The 17,149-nt window shown below is 40.4% G+C and carries 19 protein-coding genes and 1 pseudogene; 4 read left to right on the top strand and 16 right to left on the bottom strand.

What is annotated here, in order from left to right; all coding sequences use genetic code 11:
* Nucleotides 1-57: 57 nt before the first annotated feature.
* Nucleotides 58-345 (bottom strand): HPr family phosphocarrier protein, encoded by a 288-nt coding sequence (locus H538_RS0110900; protein ID WP_026677626.1) that lies wholly within the window; start codon nucleotides 343-345, stop codon nucleotides 58-60.
* A 252-nt stretch (nucleotides 346-597) separates the two neighbouring features.
* On the opposite strand from H538_RS0110900, the gene H538_RS0110895 reads away from it, so the two are divergent.
* Nucleotides 598-1,377 (top strand): SigB/SigF/SigG family RNA polymerase sigma factor, encoded by a 780-nt coding sequence (locus H538_RS0110895; RefSeq protein WP_026677625.1) that lies wholly within the window; start codon nucleotides 598-600, stop codon nucleotides 1,375-1,377.
* Nucleotides 1,378-1,434: 57 nt separating this feature from the next.
* Here H538_RS0110895 and H538_RS0110890 read toward each other — a convergent pair whose 3' ends face one another.
* From H538_RS0110890 to galU, 3 genes are all read right to left on the bottom strand, one after another.
* Nucleotides 1,435-1,854 carry a GtrA family protein gene (locus tag H538_RS0110890; protein ID WP_026677624.1) on the bottom strand — a complete coding sequence of 140 codons (420 nt, stop codon included), beginning with the start codon at nucleotides 1,852-1,854 and terminating at the stop codon, nucleotides 1,435-1,437.
* 1 nt (nucleotide 1,855) lies between these two features.
* Entirely contained in the window at nucleotides 1,856-2,878 is a 1,023-nt protein-coding gene (locus H538_RS23635; RefSeq protein ID WP_035350589.1) for a glycosyltransferase family 2 protein, read from the bottom strand.
* 219 nt (nucleotides 2,879-3,097) lie between these two features.
* On the bottom strand, nucleotides 3,098-3,988 hold the full coding sequence (gene galU, locus H538_RS0110880; protein WP_026677623.1) for a UTP--glucose-1-phosphate uridylyltransferase GalU: 891 nt from the start codon (nucleotides 3,986-3,988) through the stop codon (nucleotides 3,098-3,100).
* Nucleotides 3,989-4,118: 130 nt separating this feature from the next.
* On the opposite strand from galU, the gene H538_RS23630 reads away from it, so the two are divergent.
* Nucleotides 4,119-5,852 carry a DUF6044 family protein gene (locus H538_RS23630; RefSeq protein ID WP_051291433.1) on the top strand — a complete coding sequence of 578 codons (1,734 nt, stop codon included), beginning with the start codon at nucleotides 4,119-4,121 and terminating at the stop codon, nucleotides 5,850-5,852.
* Between the two features lie 116 nt (nucleotides 5,853-5,968).
* On the opposite strand, the gene H538_RS0110870 is transcribed toward H538_RS23630, so the two are convergent.
* The 5 genes from H538_RS0110870 to H538_RS0110855 are packed head-to-tail and all read right to left on the bottom strand — an operon-like array spanning nucleotide 5,969 to nucleotide 8,308.
* The gene (locus tag H538_RS0110870) at nucleotides 5,969-6,502 is read right to left on the bottom strand and encodes a DUF1572 family protein (RefSeq protein WP_026677622.1); all 534 of its coding nucleotides are present in this window, start codon (nucleotides 6,500-6,502) and stop codon (nucleotides 5,969-5,971) included.
* 21 nt (nucleotides 6,503-6,523) lie between these two features.
* Nucleotides 6,524-6,967: a GNAT family N-acetyltransferase gene (locus H538_RS0110865; RefSeq protein WP_026677621.1), complete on the bottom strand. Its 444-nt coding sequence runs from the start codon at nucleotides 6,965-6,967 to the stop codon at nucleotides 6,524-6,526.
* A 14-nt stretch (nucleotides 6,968-6,981) separates the two neighbouring features.
* Nucleotides 6,982-7,347 (bottom strand): GNAT family N-acetyltransferase, encoded by a 366-nt coding sequence (locus tag H538_RS23625; protein ID WP_051291432.1) that lies wholly within the window; start codon nucleotides 7,345-7,347, stop codon nucleotides 6,982-6,984.
* A 2-nt stretch (nucleotides 7,348-7,349) separates the two neighbouring features.
* On the bottom strand, nucleotides 7,350-7,499 hold the full coding sequence (locus tag H538_RS26095; protein ID WP_154657953.1) for a hypothetical protein: 150 nt from the start codon (nucleotides 7,497-7,499) through the stop codon (nucleotides 7,350-7,352).
* A gap of 17 nt (nucleotides 7,500-7,516) precedes the next feature.
* Nucleotides 7,517-8,308, bottom strand: coding sequence for a lipid II flippase Amj family protein (locus H538_RS0110855; protein ID WP_026677620.1), 792 nt, complete (start codon nucleotides 8,306-8,308; stop codon nucleotides 7,517-7,519).
* 292 nt (nucleotides 8,309-8,600) lie between these two features.
* Between H538_RS0110855 and H538_RS0110850 the strand changes: the two genes are divergently transcribed.
* Complete coding sequence (locus tag H538_RS0110850) at nucleotides 8,601-9,878, top strand: NCS2 family permease (protein WP_026677619.1); 1,278 nt, start codon at nucleotides 8,601-8,603, stop codon at nucleotides 9,876-9,878.
* Between the two features lie 29 nt (nucleotides 9,879-9,907).
* Here the strand turns inward: H538_RS0110850 and H538_RS0110845 are convergent, their stop codons facing one another.
* The 7 genes and pseudogenes from H538_RS0110845 to H538_RS23620 form a co-directional block, all read right to left on the bottom strand.
* Entirely contained in the window at nucleotides 9,908-10,750 is an 843-nt protein-coding gene (locus H538_RS0110845; RefSeq protein WP_026677618.1) for a GNAT family N-acetyltransferase, read from the bottom strand.
* Nucleotides 10,751-10,883: 133 nt separating this feature from the next.
* Nucleotides 10,884-11,219: a hypothetical protein gene (locus tag H538_RS0110840; RefSeq protein WP_051291431.1), complete on the bottom strand. Its 336-nt coding sequence runs from the start codon at nucleotides 11,217-11,219 to the stop codon at nucleotides 10,884-10,886.
* Between the two features lie 101 nt (nucleotides 11,220-11,320).
* A pseudogene (locus tag H538_RS26450) lies at nucleotides 11,321-11,602 on the bottom strand (hypothetical protein).
* A 108-nt stretch (nucleotides 11,603-11,710) separates the two neighbouring features.
* Nucleotides 11,711-13,264: a flotillin lipid rafts scaffold protein FloT gene (floT, locus tag H538_RS0110835; protein ID WP_026677616.1), complete on the bottom strand. Its 1,554-nt coding sequence runs from the start codon at nucleotides 13,262-13,264 to the stop codon at nucleotides 11,711-11,713.
* A gap of 31 nt (nucleotides 13,265-13,295) precedes the next feature.
* The gene (locus H538_RS0110830; protein WP_026677615.1) at nucleotides 13,296-13,838 is read right to left on the bottom strand and encodes an NfeD family membrane protein; all 543 of its coding nucleotides are present in this window, start codon (nucleotides 13,836-13,838) and stop codon (nucleotides 13,296-13,298) included.
* The gene (locus H538_RS0110825; protein WP_026677614.1) at nucleotides 13,838-14,521 is read right to left on the bottom strand and encodes a PspA/IM30 family protein; all 684 of its coding nucleotides are present in this window, start codon (nucleotides 14,519-14,521) and stop codon (nucleotides 13,838-13,840) included. The genes H538_RS0110830 and H538_RS0110825 overlap by 1 nt, the downstream gene beginning before the upstream one ends.
* 136 nt (nucleotides 14,522-14,657) lie before the next feature.
* Complete coding sequence (locus H538_RS23620; RefSeq protein ID WP_051291430.1) at nucleotides 14,658-15,458, bottom strand: class I SAM-dependent methyltransferase; 801 nt, start codon at nucleotides 15,456-15,458, stop codon at nucleotides 14,658-14,660.
* Between the two features lie 290 nt (nucleotides 15,459-15,748).
* Between H538_RS23620 and H538_RS0110815 the strand changes: the two genes are divergently transcribed.
* Nucleotides 15,749-17,095: a polysaccharide biosynthesis protein gene (locus H538_RS0110815; RefSeq protein ID WP_026677613.1), complete on the top strand. Its 1,347-nt coding sequence runs from the start codon at nucleotides 15,749-15,751 to the stop codon at nucleotides 17,093-17,095.
* Nucleotides 17,096-17,149 lie beyond the last annotated feature (54 nt).

Here is a 17,149-nt window from a genome sequence, read left to right as displayed (position 1 = left end):
TAACAAAAAAATAAAAGAGGCGGCAGTTAGCCAACCTCTTTTTCCATGAAGGATATGTTAAGCAAAAACGCCTTCTTCTTCATAAGTGCCTCCAAATAGTAGTGAAAGCGCTTGCAAATCTTTATTTGCGTCTTCACCTTCTGCGATGAGCAAATAAGGATCTCCTTTTTTAAGCAGTAAGAAAAAGGATACAAGTGCAGTTAACGTTTTCCCTTGAGAATATAGACCATTTTTGCATAGAAGGACGTTCGACTGGCACGATTGCACTTTTTTATAAAAACGATAAATTAAGTTTAATGTCACTGGCTGATCATATGTAAAGGATGCTGATTGTATCACTTTCATTTTCAATCACCTCTTCCGTTATCCTATAGGATATATACCCTGAAAAAAATCACGGTAAACACGCTTTCAAACTAAAAAATGCCCGCTGATTAAAGGAATTTCCTTTATAATGAGCGAATTCATATAGGTAATACGATAAAAATCGTCCTATTTACTTTACCTTTTCCTATCCTAGTACATATAGAATAACGTTTCACTATTTCGGAAAATAGCTCGAAAATTATGGCCAAACGATAGGAAGGAGGGTAAAGCTTGTTTAACGCTAAATCATTCCATAAAAATAAAAAAGTTTATGAATGGATTAGAGAAATTAAAAAGGACCCTTCCAATGAAGAATTAAAGACAAACATTATTTTACAATATGAACGGTTAGTGAAATCGATTGCCCAAAAATTCTCAAGAGAGCGACATAATTTTGAAGATCTTGTACAAGTCGGGATGATTGGATTATTAAAAGCGGTTTATTATTATAAACCTGAACTTAATCGATCATTTGAATCGTATGCCGTACCTATGATCATTGGCAGCATGAAACGGTACATTCGCGACGAAACATGGAGCATACACGTCCCAAGAAGAATTAAAGAACTCGCCCCACTTATTAAAAAGACGGCAGACCAATTGCATCAACAACTCGGCCGCTCTCCCCTCATTCAAGAAATTGCAGCAACATTACATTCAACTGAAGAAGATGTGTTAGAAGCGGCGGAAGTGTATAAAAGCTATCAGGCAATGTCCATTGATTATATCGCCCAAAATAAGCAAATAAACAACACTACAGCCATTATAGACTTTATAGGAACGATCGATGAACGCTTTGAACATATTGAAAATAGAGTATTGCTTTTCGAAGCTTTCAAAACGTTAACCACACGGGAATTAGCCATTATCACTTATGTGTTTTACGACCATTTGAGCCAGCACCAGATCGCAAAACTATTAAACATTTCGCAAATGCATGTTTCACGAATTCAGAAAAAAGCGCTTTCTAAACTAAGAGAAGTTTTAAAAGACGGTACTCCTTATCATTAGAAATAAAGAAAGCGGATTGGCTAAGACATGTAGCATGATCCGCTTAATTGCTTATCATTATGTTTTCACCGGCTCATTTTTTCTCGAAAAAACAATAGCTTTTTGCCCGGCATAATTCGTAATGGTATATAAAATGGTGCCAAACAGTATTGCCGCATCTTCCCTATATGTGGCGGGCAGCCTTGAGATTGACATAAAGAGCCATTCGGCAAAATGAATCCCAAAATAATAAGAAAAAATATAGCACGAGCTAACGACAAACATAAATGGGAAAACCGTTTTCGACATAGACTCTCTATTTTTAAACGTAAACGAACGATTTAATAAATAGCTTGTACATGCTCCGATTAAATGACCCGTAACCGTAGATGGCCAATACGACATTCCGCCTTCATGAAGAAGAAGAAACATCATCGACATACCGACGAATGTATTGATCACACCAACGATTAAAAAACGAATAAACGAGCTTCTCATGTCAACTGCCTCTTTTTTTCAGTTCTTTTGCCGCAAGGAGCCGGTATTTTTTCGATGGCCGCCGGGTAAATGCCCCTGTAAACAAATCCGTTTCCACCGTATACATCGGACGTCTTTTCACTTCATTAAAAATTTTCCCGATATATTCGCCGATCAATCCAATCCCCATTAATTGAAGGCCGCCAATAAGCCAAATCGAGATCATAAGCGACGTCCAACCGGATTTCGTGTTCCCTAATAATTCTTGAATGAGAGCATAACTCCCTGCCATTCCACCAATAAAAAATGAAAGAAAGCCGAGCAATGTCACAAAGCGAATCGGAACAATGCTAAATGAAGTGATTCCCTCAAACGCAAACGCCAGCATTTTCTTTAACGGATATTTTGTTTTGCCGGCTAAACGTTCTTTTCGATCGTAAAAGACATTTGTTGATTTAAACCCAATCAATGGAACGATTCCTCTTAAAAACACATTCGCTTCCTTATAGCGGCTTAATTCATGCAAGGCGCGTTTGCTCATTAACCGAAAGTCTGCATGATTGGGGATCAGATTAATTCCAATTCGACGCATTAACGAATAGAAACAAAGAGCTGTCGTCCGTTTGAAAAAGGTGTCCGTATCACGCTTTCTACGTACCCCATGAACAATATCAAATCCTTCATGAAATTTTAAAATAAATTCGCGGATAACGGTCGTGTCATCCTGAAGATCAGCATCGATCGAGATGACGCAGTCGGCTTTCGTTTTTGCCATTTCCAACCCGGCCAAAAGCGCTTTTTGATGGCCGACGTTGCGGGCCAATTTTAATCCTGTGACAAACGGGTTCGTATTTTTTTCCTCAATAATCAACTCCCATGTTCGGTCACTCGATCCATCATCAACAAATAAAATTTTACTGTAAGCTGCAATCAATTTTTCCGAAGCTAAACGTTTTAGAACGTGAGAAAGTTCTTTAGCAGTCTCTTTTAATACTTCTTCCTCGTTATAGCATGGAACAACGATGATGAGTACAGGGTTTTTCACAGAATGAAGCCCCTCCTTTTTTCTTTCTTTAAGAGGTTGTTCAAAAAGTCCGGGAAACATTGACTGCGAATTTCTGCGTCAGCGCTGCTCTGCGTTCCTCACGTATTAATTGCATACGTTCCGGTACTCGGAGCCTGCGCTTCCTTGAACTTCTTGGCCCTGTTTGTCCTCCTTTTTGAACTCGCACTTTAAAACTAGATTGTCCAAGATGGCATTCTTCTATAGATTGTCAATCGCCGCTTCTTCAGATAGAACTCTCTCTAAATAATCTCTTAACGGCCGCTTTAAGTCGCTGTTTTTTAAAGCGAAATCAATGGTTGTCAAAATAAAGCCGAGCTTTTCTCCAACGTCATAACGCGTCCCTTCAAAATGATAAGCAAATACCCGCTCGATTTGGCTTAATTGCTCGATCGCATCCGTCAGCTGAATTTCTCCACCTGCTCCGATTTCCTTTTTCGCTAAAAATGTGAAGATTTCCGGAGACAAAATATAGCGGCCCATGATCGCAAGATTGGATGGCGCCATTTCGATTTCCGGCTTCTCTACTAAATGCTCAACCTCATATAATCTTCCGCTCGCGGCTTTCGCTTTAATGATTCCGTACCGATGTGTTTCGTTTTTCGGCACTGGTTTAACGCCAATCACCGATGATTTGGTTTTCTCATATTGCTCCATTAATTGTTTGAGGCACGGCGTTTTTGCCTGAACAATATCATCTCCTAATAGAACAGCAAAAGGCTCATTGCCGATAAAATTTCTTGCACACCAGACCGCATGTCCAAGCCCTTTCGGCTCCTTTTGGCGGATATAGTGAATGTCGACCATTTTGGACGATTCCTGTACTTTTTTTAACAGTTCTATCTTTCCTTTATGAAAAAGGTTTTGCTCCAATTCAAAGGCATGGTCAAAATGGTCTTCAATCGCACGCTTCCCTTTCCCTGTTACGATAATAATATCTTCAATCCCGGATTCAATCGCCTCTTCAACGATATATTGGATCGTAGGCTTATCGACGATTGGAAGCATCTCTTTCGGCATCGCTTTTGTCGCCGGCAAAAACCGGGTGCCTAATCCTGCTGCTGGAATAATGGCTTTTTTTACTCTTTTCATTTTTAAAAACTCCTTCCTCTCAAATTCCTTTCTTAGTATTTTCAAGTTTTCAAAAAAAGATGATGAAAAATAAAATCGTTAGGATTGGTTCAAACTAATCAGCGGAATGATTGAAAAAAGGTGATGCATGATGAAAAGTTTACGAACAAAATGGAATTCTGAATCTCGCGCTTTGTTTTTCGCGCTAGTCTTAATCACAATTTATCTCCTGCCTTTGTATGTCCTTGGTGAAAACGCGCACATACGGGTTCATGATAATCTGGACTCAAATATTGGATGGTATAAAGTGTTGGCTGATAGCGGCAAGCTATTCGGTTCCATTGATGCCGTCATCCCTCAAATCATTAACGGCCTGCCGCGAAATTCATTCGGAACCGAGTTTAGCCTGCTCGTTTGGCTTCATGCTTTATTTCCTTCGATGGTCGCCTATGCCATAAGCCAAACCATTGTCCGTTTTATCGCTTTTGTCGGGATGTATGTACTTCTTAAACATCATTTCATTAAAGAAAAAAATGCGTATCCAATTACAATCGGAGTCGCTTTAGCATTTGCGTTAACTCCATTTTGGCCGTCCGGCATGCTTAGTACGCTTGGACACCCTCTTGCACTGTGGGCGTTTTTAAATATCCGAAAAGGAATATCGACATGGAAGGAATGGCTGACGCTTACCTTATTGCCCCTTTATTCCAGTTTTGTGCTAGGATTTTTCTTTTTTCTCGTTCTCATCGGGGGATTGTGGCTTGTTGATGTCGCGCGAAAGCGGAAATGGAACGGGGTGTTTCTTGGAAGCATCGCCTATATGACGCTCCTGTATTTAATCATTGAATATCGATTGGTTGCTTCATTATTAGTACATAGTGAACCGACGAGCAGGGATGAATTTATTTCCTCCAGGCTCGGGCTATATCATTGCATTCGACTTGCTTTTAAAAATTTCACTTTTGGGCACAATCATGTGGCAACCGTTCATACATTTGTTATTTTACCGATCATCCTTCTTACGCTTTTACTGATCGTTAAAAATAAAAAATGGTATTCGGAGCGTCAATTTTTGCTTTTGCTTATCCTTAATTTTGCTTTATCGACATGGTATGCGTTCTGGTTTTTTATCGGCTGGCAGCCTCTTAAAGAAAAAATTAATCTTTTAAACACATTCAATTTTGCCAGATTTCATTTCTTGCGCCCGCTTATTATCTATGTTTCTTTTGCTATCGCTCTTTCTTTTTTATGGAGAATCGGGAAGAAATGGAGAACGCTGGTTTCCTTCTGCCTCATATTGCAGACGCTAATTCTATTTACATGCAATGAAGAAATATTGTATAGGGCTACACATAAGCCATCTTTCAAACAATTTTACGCTACGCATCTGTTCAACAATATTAAAGATTATATCGGAAAGCCCCCGGAATCTTATCGCGTAGCGAGCATCGGGCTTCATCCTGTCATCGCACAGTATAATGGCTTTTACACATTGGATACGTACAATAATTTTTATCCGTTAACGTATAAACATCAGTTCAGAACAATCATTGCAAAAGAACTCGATAAAAGCAAACAGCTGACAAAGTATTTCGATACATGGGGAGGACGATGCTATATTTTCGTCAGCGAACTTGGAAAACGATATATGTTCCGAAAAAATTCGAACGCCAAAATTGAACATTTACAATTAAATACAAAAGCGTTTCAAGAAATGGGCGGAAAATATATCTTTTCTGCCGTTCCTATATTAAACGCGAAAGAAAACCATCTCCATCTATTGAAAACATTTCAGGACTCAGAAGCCGCATGGAAAATTTATTTATATGAAGTTGATTTTAAAGAAAAAGAGGAAACTCTTTCACGAGTCTCCCTAAATCAATGATATAAAAAAACTATATTCTTTTTGTACAAAAACCGGCTAACAACAATACGTCTAATCCGTACATTTTCCACAATGGGAAAAGGACAGAAAATCAATTTTTCTGTCCTTTTCTTACTTTATTTTGTTTGTCTAAGTTTTTCTTTCAAAAATTCCTCAGACTTTCCACGCGGAACGCTCAGGCAATTCCATTCTTTATCTTTTATTTGCTTTCCGATATAGACCATTTGCCCGATATGGGAAGAGTAATGGGTAATTTGCCGTTGTATGGCCTGAATGACGGTATGTTTTTCACCACGGATCGTGACTTCATCAAGCAAATTATTTTCTTTTAGCTGGGAAAGGGCGTTAAATAGTATATTCCACCCTTCTTCCCATGCGTCAAGCAATTCTTCTTTTTGCTTGAAATTACCAATGAATTCATGATCTCGATGGCGATTCGGCTTTTCTCCATCCGTTGTCAAAAAATCTGTCCATCTTGAAAACATATTCCCTCTCAAATGTTTTACAATAATCGAAATACTGTTCGATTCACTCGATGGCGACCAATTTAATTCATCAATCGTTAATTGCTCAATCGTTTTTTCCCCGAGCTGCTTCATGCTTTGAAAATCCCCAATGACACACTTTAAATATGCTTTAGCTACTGACATTGATAGCTCCTCCCCCACAAATCAGGTTAGTTTCAAAAAATGAGTGGCTTCTTTAAAACGCGGTTCTTCAGAAAACCCGAGCCTTCGGTAAAATTTTCCTGCAACCGGGTTGTTCGTCCGCAATGTTAACCATACAAAATGGTGTTTCGCTTCCTTTATTAATAATTCCATCAGCCTTCGCGCGATCCCGGTTTGGCGATAAGCCGGAGAAACGTACAAATGCCGGATGCGCCCAATTGTTGGATCCTGCAAATACGGATCAATGTTCAGCCCGCCAAACCCGATCATTCTTCCTTGAAAAGCAGCAGCCATCATTTCTCCTTTTTGATTAAACGTATTGATTCCCAATGCATATTCGTCCGCTAGCCGCCTAATGAAGCGATACCCCTCGCCTTCACTTTCAAGAACAAGCATAGAAAGTTCATGCAATGGCAAATCGGACATTGTTTTAATCGTCAGCTCCATTCCGTCCCTCCTTTTTACAGAAATCCGGTGAGGTCTTCCCAGACGAATGCTTCCTCTACTAACATTCGCTTTCCGATCTGTATATCCTTTTTGCCAATTACTTTGCCGCCGAGTTTTATATAAGCCTGTTTTGCCGCTTGATTATCTTTCAGTACCCAGACGATCATCGATTGATATCCGTTCTCCAAAAGCTTTTCGGCTATTTTCGAAATGAGCTTTCGCCCGATGCCCTTCTGTTGATATTCCTGCAAAATATAAATGGCGTACAGTTCCCCATCATATGCAAATTCCGGTGAGCGGCTGGGACCCCCGGAGGCAAAGCCGGCAACTTCTCCTTTGTCGTTTTCTGCAACATAAAGGAATTCCTCGCTCAAATCCATAATTATTTTCTTCCACTTTTGTTCCGTTCATCAACCGATAGTTGTTTTAAAACGTCGTCTTCCATCATTCCTTTATATGTAGTTCTCCAGCTTTCAACATGGACCTTTGCGATTGGGCGAGCATCTTCTACTCTTGCTTTTCTGATATTCAACTCTCTTCTCCCTCCCATTATCGATAAAAGCTGGCGATAAGCTCGGCAGCAGGGATAAAAAACACCTGTCCGAGTAGTGTGCCGATCAGTTTTGTGCTAATTAATAGAACAACAAGTGCTTTTACATCACCATAAGGGCGTTTTCCACGCAAGGCCTGGTCGGTGATGACAGCCGATTTCGGATCGACAAAAAGCGTCAATAATATCGTTGCGATTCCGTTGATCATTCCCGATGATGCAACAGCTGACAGACGGTGATCTTCTGGAACTAAAAGGGCTGCATAGTTGGCCGACAAGACGCCGATCGTATAAATGCCTGTCACAATCGCATTCAATAGTAAAAAACGTTTCGGGATTTCACGGAATCTCAGTTTTGTGATCATGCTTTTCGATGGTTTCGTCGCTTTTTTCAATATTCGTTTAAGATTATTGACATGCAGGGCTTCGACAACGAGAGAAGGAACGGAACCTGTCAGCTCTAATTTTTTCACAGCGATGCCAAAAACTTTTAAAAAGGTTGGAATGAAAAAGACACCGATTAATGTTCCTGCTGTGGAAGCAAAAATCACTTCACGCAAATCTAAAAGCGGATCCATATGGCGTGCAATGCTAAAGTCGATAATACTTGCAATCAAAGGCGCTTGAAACATATTGGCTGTTCGGGAAACGAGGACAAAAAGGTTAAAAAGCGAAAAAGATAAGGCAACTTGCCCGCTTTTAACTGAATTTAACCGAACGGAATAAGCCAACGTGTCAATGAGATGAATAATAAATGTCAGCAATAGAAGTTTAATTAAAATGTCGTCCATTGACAGATCTCCTTTTCCCATTCATAAAAATATTATTTTCTGATTATACTATGGATGATCTGTTATTCCTATGAACAAGGTATGGCTCTTATTCCCCCGGAAATTGTCATAACTTTTGTTTTCTTTATTTTACAACTACTAAAATTCGTTCCCGCCCGCCAAAAACATGCAAAAAAATAATAGCAAGTTTTTTTCCAAAACTGACCTTGTTTTATGCTATAATACGGGTGGTGATTGGCTAATAGCCATTGTCACGGGTGGGAGAGGGAATAATACGTTAGGAAAGAAGTTTGTGCAACGATTTAAAAATCATTTCGACTTGAACGGTCACGGTACGACGATTAAGACGGAACTTCTTGCCGGCATCACTTCATTTTTTACCGTTGCCTACATTATTGTTGTCAATGGAACCATTTTAGCTGATGCAGGCATTCCCCTTGACGCCGCCATTATCGCAACCATCCTTACATCATTTGTTGGCTGCTTATTGATAGGTTTATGGGGAAATGCGCCGATTTTGCTCGTTCCCGGAATGGGCGTTAACGCCTTTTTCACGTTTACGATCGTGCATACAGTAGGGCTTTCATGGCAAGAGGCGTTAGCAGCCGTCTTTGTATCAGGCATTTTGTTTGCCATTGTGGCCTTTACGAAACTCTCGTCTTTGCTTGCCCAATCCGTCCCCTCTTCTTTAAAAGAGGCAATCACGGTTGGCATCGGCCTTTTTTTAACATTTATCGGTTTGCAAAAAGGCGGGATCGTAAAAGCAAGTGAATCGACATTTGTTGCTTTAGGCAATTTAGGAAGTCCTCATGTGCTGGTTACATTGCTAACACTCATCATTGCGCTTTTTCTTTTTAGCCGAAATGTCAAAGGCAACTTTTTGATCAGCATTGTGGCAGGGACTGTTTTGGCCGCCATTTTCGGCCTTGTCGATTTTTCAAGTGTAAAACAAATTCATTTTTCGTTTGATTTTACATCGGTTGGCGCGCTATCGTTTCAGCAGTTCGGTTCGTTTTCGTTTTGGACTTCCGTTTTTTCATTGGCGATGGTTATCGTTTTTGAAAATATGGGTATCCTTCACGGAATGTTGGAAAAACCGGAAAAGTTCACTCGTTCCTTTCAGGCCAATAGCCTTTCGGTTATTGCGGCCGGCATTTTTGGCACGAGTCCAACAGTATCTTCGGCCGAAAGCGCATCAGGCATTGCTGCCGGCGGAAAAACGGGCTTCACGGCCATTGTGGCGGGCTTCTTATTTTTACCGTGCATTTTCTTGCTTCCGTTCGTTAAGCTTATTCCTGACAGCGCCATCGCTCCGGTTTTAATCATTATCGGTTGCCTTATGCTGCAAAACGTCGGGAAAATACGGTTTCAGGATTTTTCAGAAGGCTTTCCCGCTTTCTTGATTATCGCGCTCATTCCGTTAACGTATAGCATTACGGATGGAATTGCATTCGGCTTTATTGCCTATCCGATTTTGAAAATCGCGCTTGGCAAGAAACAAGAAGTCGCTATGCCGGTTTATATCATTGCCGGATTGTTCCTGATCAATTTTATCGTATCAGCCATTTAGGTGATAACCATTCATGGTTATCACCTTTTTTATTTGTCTAATAAAATGACAATCGAGTCCATAACAGGCTCATAGCCAATTTCGATATAAATTTTGTTGGAAGTCGGGTTGCTTAAGTCCGTATATAGAGATGTCGTTTGATAGCCCCTGTCTAGCAGCAATTGGGTCAATGCGGAAACACAGTCCGATGCATATCCTTTTTTTCGCTCGGCCTCAGGGGTATAGACATAGCTTACAGTAATGTTGTTTTCTGTCGGGCGTGAGGAACAGGCCATGGATACCGGCCTCCCATCGATTTTCCAGACGTACAGACGCCCTTTTTCAATAAATTCCTTCGTCTTCTGTTCCATTTCTTCCTTGCTGCTCGGCTCATTCACCTCTTGCGCAAAACAATAGCCCCATTCTTTCAGCAGCGGCCAATCTTCCAATGCTGCCTGCTCGAGTTTACCTTTTCCGGATGCTTTTTTCTTCACCTCATGTAAGACATAAATTCGCTGTTTCATATGAACGGTCGTTTGTTTGTTTACAATCCTGGAAAAATCCTTTGCCAATTCCGTTGTAAAACGAGTTTCACCGATAAAACCGGGACTTTCTGGATATTCCCGGGCTAAACATGTTGCCAGTTCACTAATCTCATCTGGAGTGAAGGTAACCGGCTTTGACAAAATGATTTGACACGGATGGGTTTGCAGGATGACAAGGCCGAGATCCCCATCTTTCTTTACGGCGGCCATAAAGGCTGGCTCAGAATCCTCTTCTAACGAATTGAGAACCCCGATAATTAGACTGTTTTCCCCTTCGTGCCTCATCAAAAAGCTGAGGACTTCTTTTTTAAATGAAGGAATATTTCTATAGCGTTTTAGTTCAAGCATCGCTTTTCCCCCGTCTCTTTTCGTTTGAAAATAGCATTACTATTTTTGGATAGAAAGATAAAAATGCTAGAAAACATCATTGATGATATACTCCGGGCTTGCTCTTTTGGCAAAGCTTGATTTTTCTTTTGTCTTAATCTCGATAACCTACACCAATAATCTTTTTCGTTTTCATATCAACAAATACTCCAAAATCCCCTACACCTGGGCCTTTATTCGATTGAAAACTGACCAAATACACTTTTTTATTGAAATAACCATGATCCCGGACGTTTGACATTCCTTTGTGAAGCGTCATTTTTTTTACCTTCGCATTTTTCCAGCTGCCCACTACTTCCTTTTTTTGTTCAGCAGATAATTGATCCCAAACAATTTGTTTTAAGTTTTTTTCATTTTTGCTATCACATCCACTAAAAATGAACAGAAATACCCCGGCAAATAAAACGACCAATGTTAACAGCTTTTTCATACTTTCCGCCCTTTTTTCCTAAGATAATTTTAATTCTGCAATACTCCGTTAAAATGAGCAGTATGTAGTTCGATATCATCCATTCTACTATCTCAAGCCTTTTATGACCTATATTTCTTTACAATCATAGGTATCGTTACAATATATAAATCCACAGCATAAACTTTAACATGAATACCTTTTCCTTCAGCTGCCAATTTTTCATTTAATTGAGATTAGTGTTCTGAAACTTTTCTAATCCCCCAACGTTTTGGAAACCATTGAAAGACCTTAGGAACTCCATGCTTTTTATCGTACCACACACTCAATCGCCAAAAAGCGATTAAGACTACAAAAATGAGAAAAAAGTTAAAAAATGGAGAAAAAGAAAGTCCTAAAAACATAATCGATCAACCTTTTAAAATTCAAGTATTTTTTTAAGCCCGGAAAAGGAAAGCTCCTTATTTACCGGGCTAATTAATGAGTGGAATTTTAATTATACTGTTTACTTATTAATCTTTCAGCGGGATTTGTTCCGTTTCCGACAAGCGGTTTGACAACGGCGCTTTTGCGATTTCTTCCGTCAGGGCATCAATGCTCGGTTTCACATTCCCTTTTCCTGAGAAGTTTTCGATGAGCTCTTTCACGTCGATGCCTGATGATGCTTTGAGCGATTCTTGCAAAGACGCCATCAAGTTGGTCGCATAGCTTGTTACTTTGTTCGCTCCGCTGCCTTCCCCGCTTCCCCCCGTATCAACGATCGTAATCTTATCGATATTCGATAAAGGTGCGGCCACTTGTTTCGCGTATTCAGGAAGCATGCCGATAATCATGTCTAAAATCGCCGCCTGGCCAAATTTTTCGAACGCCTCGGCAATTTTTTGTTTCGCTTCGGCCTCTGCAAGACCTTTTAGACGAATGATTTCCGCTTCGGATTCCCCCTTTGCCCGCTCTGCTTCTGCTTTCGCCAAACCGTCGAGGCGGATTTTTTCCGCTTCCGCTTTTGCCATCGCTTCCACCCGATATTTATGCGCATCCGCTTCGGCAAGCTCTTTTCGTTTGGCCGCTTCTGCCGCCTGCTCAACCGCGTAGCGATCGGCATCGGCTTTCTTTTTCACTTCTGAATCGTATTGCTTTTCCCGGCGCAAAATTTCTTTTTCCTCGAGTTCAATTTGCTTTTGCCGTTCTATGATCTTAATTTGCATTTGCTGTTCGGTTACTTCTTGTCTCGCTTTTGCTTCTTCCAAATGATACGCCTGGTCAGCACGGGCTTTCGCAATATCTTGTTCCCGTCGGAATTCTGCGATTTTCAGCTGATTTAATTTTTCCGCCTCGGCAATTTCTGTAGCTCGTTCCAGCTCGGATTTTTTTGCTTCTTTATCCGCTTCTGCCCGTTTAATGCGTGTCTCTTTTTCCGCTTCGGCCGTTGCAATATCTGCATCTCGCCTTACCTGGGCAATTCTTGGTTTCCCCAGGGCTTCGAGGTAACCGTTTTTATCGCGAACATCTTTTATCGTGAACGAAACGATGACCAGCCCCATTTTCGCTAAATCCTGTGAAGCGACACGCTGAACTTCTTGCGAAAATTTATCGCGGTTTTTATAAATTTCTTCGACTGTCATTGAGCCTAAAATAGATCGAAGGTGGCCTTCCAATACCTCTCTTGCTTCATTTTCACGATCTTCTTTCGTTTTACCTAAAAATTGTTCAGCTGCTGTCGCAATTTCGCTAATGGAATTGCCAATTTTGATGATGGCTGTTCCGTCCGCCATTACCGGCACACCTTGTTCGGTATAGACTTCCGGGGTTTGCACATCGAGCTTGCTCGACAGAAGGCTTAACGGCTCCGCTTGCTGGAAAACCGGCAGGACGAACGTCCCTCCGCCCCGTACAATTTTTATTTTATTTCCTGCTTCATCGATGTTCACATTTTTGCTTCCTAAATAACTTCCAGTGACGATTAACGCTTCGTCAGGTCCAGCTGTCCGGTATTTTGTTATAAATACGGCGAGTAAAGCAAGGACGACAAATACGACAATTCCTATGACAATTAAAATCGGTGTCATCTATTTTCCCCCTTTTTTAAATGAATACCTTCTATAGTGGCAGCTCAAGCCGTTCATGCGGCATGACATGAGCTACCCCGTTTTTCATATCTACAATTAAAATTTCGGTGTCTTGCGGAATGGACGATTGATCAATGCTTATTGCCGGTTTAGCAATTCGACCACTAACTCCTTCAATTAACACTTCTCCAAGTCCATTTTCGGGAATGGAGATAATTACTTTTCCCATTCTTCCTTTCAAATCCGATTCTGAGTAGTTGAGTGATTCTTCGGCTGATGCAATCGGAATGAGGACAAACACATTAAGAAGCGTAACAAGAACGAGTGATATTGCTGAGGAAATAAGAACAATAAGCCAGCTCTGTACCGATGTCAATTTTTCCAGTAAATATCCGCCCGCACTAACAAACGTTAGAAACGAAAGAACGAGTGTTGGATTTAGCACATGAACCCCGATGGATTCAAAAACACCATGGACAACATCGCTAATCAAAAGATAGAGAAACGTTAAGCTTCCACAAATGATCAGCGTAAAAAGATAAATCGTTTCTAATGGATATCCGAACATACGCATTATTCCTTCGGCTGTTGTATTTTTTCCTTCAATTGTTCAAGCTCAAGGTCAATTCCGGTCTTGTTTCTTAATTTTTCGAATTCACTGTCCAATGATTGCTGGAATGCCTTTTGTTCTTCAGTCAGTTCAGCCTCTGCTTCCAATCGAAGGATTTTTTCCTCCATCCGCTCAAAGCCTTTTTTTGATCCATCACTATTAATAGTAGAAAAGGAGCGATTTAATGCGCTTTTTGCTTTTGCTGAATTTGCCCGCGCTTTTAATGACGTTCGCTTTAATTCCATTTCCCGATATTCCGATTTCATTTCAAGCAATTTTTCTTTTAACTCTTCGGCCGTCCGGGCAGTATCTTCATGCAGGGCTTGAAGCTGTTCCAACTCTTTTTTCACCCGTGCTTTATCTTCCAAAGCGCGCCTTGCAAGGTCAAGGTCTTCGTTTTCAGTCTTCAGTGCATCGATCGCTTGATCTTCTCTCTTTGCAATTAAGCTTTTTGCTTCATCCACTTTTAAGCTTAACAATTTTTCTTCCGCAATCATTTTAGCGGTCGTCTTTTCCGCTTCATGGATGTCCTTCTCCATTTCCCGCAAAAACTGATCGACCATTTTCTCCGGATCTTCCGCCTTGTCAATGAAATCATTCAACTCTGCACTTACAACGGTCTTCACTCTTTTGAACAATTCGAACATCGGGATCCCTCCAGCATAATGTGAATTTAACAAGTATTCTCATCTATAAGTACATACGGAATTCAAATATAGAAGGTTTCACGAAGTTTTAAAAATTCAGTTAAAAGGTGTTAGAAAACCGGCAAAAAGCCGGTTTTTATTTTTCGGCGATAAATAAACCGCTGTCTTTTGTAATGAAAATAAATCCTCTTTTTTCTTTCTTGCTCTCAAGAAAAGAATAAAACTCTTGCAGCCTCTCACCTTTTAATTCTTCTTTTAAGCCGTCCATCGTCGATAAAATATAATCTACGAGCGGTTTAGTATCCGTTACTTTTAAGCTGGAGTTAAACCGCTTCAATTCTACATTCGAAAAATGCTCGGACAGTTGCTTTTCACCATTTTCAAGCCCGAATTGCTTATGTAAAAATGAAGACGTCCATGTCAATGTCGAATCATATTCAAGGACTAATTCCCCCATTTCTATTAAATGGAGCTTTCCATTCGTTGAGGCATAGAGCTTCCCTCCTGGTTGTAAGATACGGTGAATTTCGGAAAGCGCCTTTTTCCGGTCCGGAACATGATACAGCATATGATGGGCAAACGCGGTATCAAACGATTCATTTTCAAAAGGGATCGCTTGCACATCCATCACCTCATAAGAGGCTTGAAGCGAGTTGCGTAAATTCGTTTTTGCATCCATTAACATACCTTCAGAAATATCCGTTAACGTAATATTCCAATGGTTTGAGATGCGATGGCTATTTTTCTTCCAAAATGCTCCGGACCCGCAGCCAAATTCAATAATTCTTGCATTCTCTTTCCATTGTTTTTGTTCAAACAGCCAATGATGCCAATCTTGTTGATTCGTGCTATATATTTCATGGATTTTAATCCGTGCATCCAAATTCCGCGAGCTATTATATTGATTAAGAACTAGTTCCTTTGTATCGAGTACCAAGAGTTTTCCTCCCTTTAGCTTATTGGTTACGTTTATCTGATAATACTTTAATAGTTGTTCGTTTTAAATGAGGCTTTTTTAAGCCTATTCATCTTTATAGACACCATCATTCAGCAAAATGTTACATCCTTTCTTTATTTATTCGTCAAATTTTGTTAAAGACCTTTACTAAAGATGGAAATTTTTCATTAAGATGGGCTTCGCTACTCTTGTTCGCTATGTTTTTTTCACGTCTAACAATGGATAAGCAACATATATATTGAAATATGTACAAGGATCAGGAGGAAAACATGGACAGCAAACTATTTATAAAAGGAGCCATTATACTTTCGCTATCAGCATTTATTACAGAACTGCTTGAATTTGTCATTAATGTATGCCTGGCAAGGGCGCTTGGTAAAGAAGGGTTCGGCTTATTCATGATGATTTTACCCGTACTTGGTCTTATCATGACCGTTGCGATGTTCGAACTTCCGATCGCCATCTCTAAACTTGTCGCCGAATATGAGGAAAAAGGACAACTTGCAGGCATTAAGCGAACGTTAAAAGTATCTCTTTTACTGTCTTCGGTCATCAGTCTCGTTTTAATTGTTCTCTGCCTGATCGGAGCCTATTTCGTAAATAAACTTTCGATCATCAACTTTGATTCCTTTTACCCCGTTGTTGCGATTCTATTGATCATTCCGCTTTTGTCGTTTTCATCCATCTTCCGGGGTTACTTCGGTGGAAAACAGCGGATGAACCCGATTGCGATCGCCCATATTTTAAGAAAGCTTGCGCAGCTTTTGTTCATTGTTTTCGTTTTGCAATACATTTCCAATGCCGGACTTGAAATTACTGTCACCGGAGCGATTCTCAGCATCGCTTTTAATGAGTTAATTGGGCTTATCGTATTATGTATGAAATTTATTTCTGCAAAAGAACGAAATTTTATAAAAGAAATGATGCCGACAAAAGAAAAAATCGCCATCATTAAAAAGATCTTTCGCATCAGCCTGCCGACAACAGGATCAAGGCTTGTCAATGTCCTCACCTGGGCCATCCAGCCTTTTCTTATTACCCAGGCGCTTCAATTAAGCGGCTATACATCGAAAGTGGCGACTGAACAATTCGGCTTATTGACAGGTGTCGCATTAACGATCGGGATGTTCCCCGGGTTTATTGCGCATTCCCTGGCAACATCACTCATCCCATCTATAAGTGAAGCCTACAGTAAAAATGATGCCTTTCTCGTTCAGGATCGGATCATGAAAGCCATTTTTGTCACCTTCATCTACGGGATACCGTGTACAGTCATCATGTATTTGCTCGCTTCACCGTTGACCAGTTTATTCTTTCATAATGACAATGCCGCTAATTATTTGAAACTATTAACACCTTATTTCTTTTGCCATTATTTAGTCGTCCCCTTGCAGGCCGTACTAATTGGTTTAGGGAAAGCGAAAGCGACGATGTATCAAAACTTATGGACGAATATCGCTTCCTTCATTATGATCATCCTGCTTGCAACACGTCCGGACTACGGCATGTACGGCGTCATTATCGCCTTAAACTTTGAAGTTCTCCTTTTAACATTGCTGCATTTCTTCTCGATTCGATCATTGGTCACCCTGAGCTTAACGGCAAAATTCAAATAGGTGCAAAGGGCTTCGAATTCATGACGAAGCCTTAAGTTATAGCAAAACATCCTG

The sequence above is a fragment of the Fictibacillus gelatini DSM 15865 genome (assembly GCF_000430745.1).
Classification (GTDB): Bacteria; Bacillota; Bacilli; order Bacillales; family Fictibacillaceae; genus Fictibacillus_A; species Fictibacillus_A gelatini.
The sequence above is the reverse complement of the archived record's forward strand: the minus strand, read 5'-3'. Positions and strand labels throughout refer to the sequence as shown.

Coding starts and splice junctions, on each gene's coding strand:
- H538_RS0110855 (WP_026677620.1), bottom strand. CDS start 8,308: ATGGACGACATTTTAATTAAACTTCTATTGCTGACATTTATTATTCAT.
- floT (WP_026677616.1), bottom strand. CDS start 13,264: ATGACACCGATTTTAATTGTCATAGGAATTGTCGTATTTGTCGTCCTT.
- H538_RS0110900 (WP_026677626.1), bottom strand. CDS start 345: ATGAAAGTGATACAATCAGCATCCTTTACATATGATCAGCCAGTGACA.
- H538_RS0110830 (WP_026677615.1), bottom strand. CDS start 13,838: ATGCGTATGTTCGGATATCCATTAGAAACGATTTATCTTTTTACGCTG.
- H538_RS0110840 (WP_051291431.1), bottom strand. CDS start 11,219: ATGAAAAAGCTGTTAACATTGGTCGTTTTATTTGCCGGGGTATTTCTG.
- H538_RS0110865 (WP_026677621.1), bottom strand. CDS start 6,967: ATGGAGCTGACGATTAAAACAATGTCCGATTTGCCATTGCATGAACTT.
- galU (WP_026677623.1), bottom strand. CDS start 3,988: ATGAAAAGAGTAAAAAAAGCCATTATTCCAGCAGCAGGATTAGGCACC.
- H538_RS0110825 (WP_026677614.1), bottom strand. CDS start 14,521: ATGTTCGAATTGTTCAAAAGAGTGAAGACCGTTGTAAGTGCAGAGTTG.
- H538_RS0110870 (WP_026677622.1), bottom strand. CDS start 6,502: ATGTCAGTAGCTAAAGCATATTTAAAGTGTGTCATTGGGGATTTTCAA.
- H538_RS0110815 (WP_026677613.1), top strand. CDS start 15,749: ATGGACAGCAAACTATTTATAAAAGGAGCCATTATACTTTCGCTATCA.
- H538_RS0110845 (WP_026677618.1), bottom strand. CDS start 10,750: ATGCTTGAACTAAAACGCTATAGAAATATTCCTTCATTTAAAAAAGAA.
- H538_RS0110890 (WP_026677624.1), bottom strand. CDS start 1,854: ATGAGAAGCTCGTTTATTCGTTTTTTAATCGTTGGTGTGATCAATACA.
- H538_RS23625 (WP_051291432.1), bottom strand. CDS start 7,347: ATGGATTTGAGCGAGGAATTCCTTTATGTTGCAGAAAACGACAAAGGA.
- H538_RS23630 (WP_051291433.1), top strand. CDS start 4,119: ATGAAAAGTTTACGAACAAAATGGAATTCTGAATCTCGCGCTTTGTTT.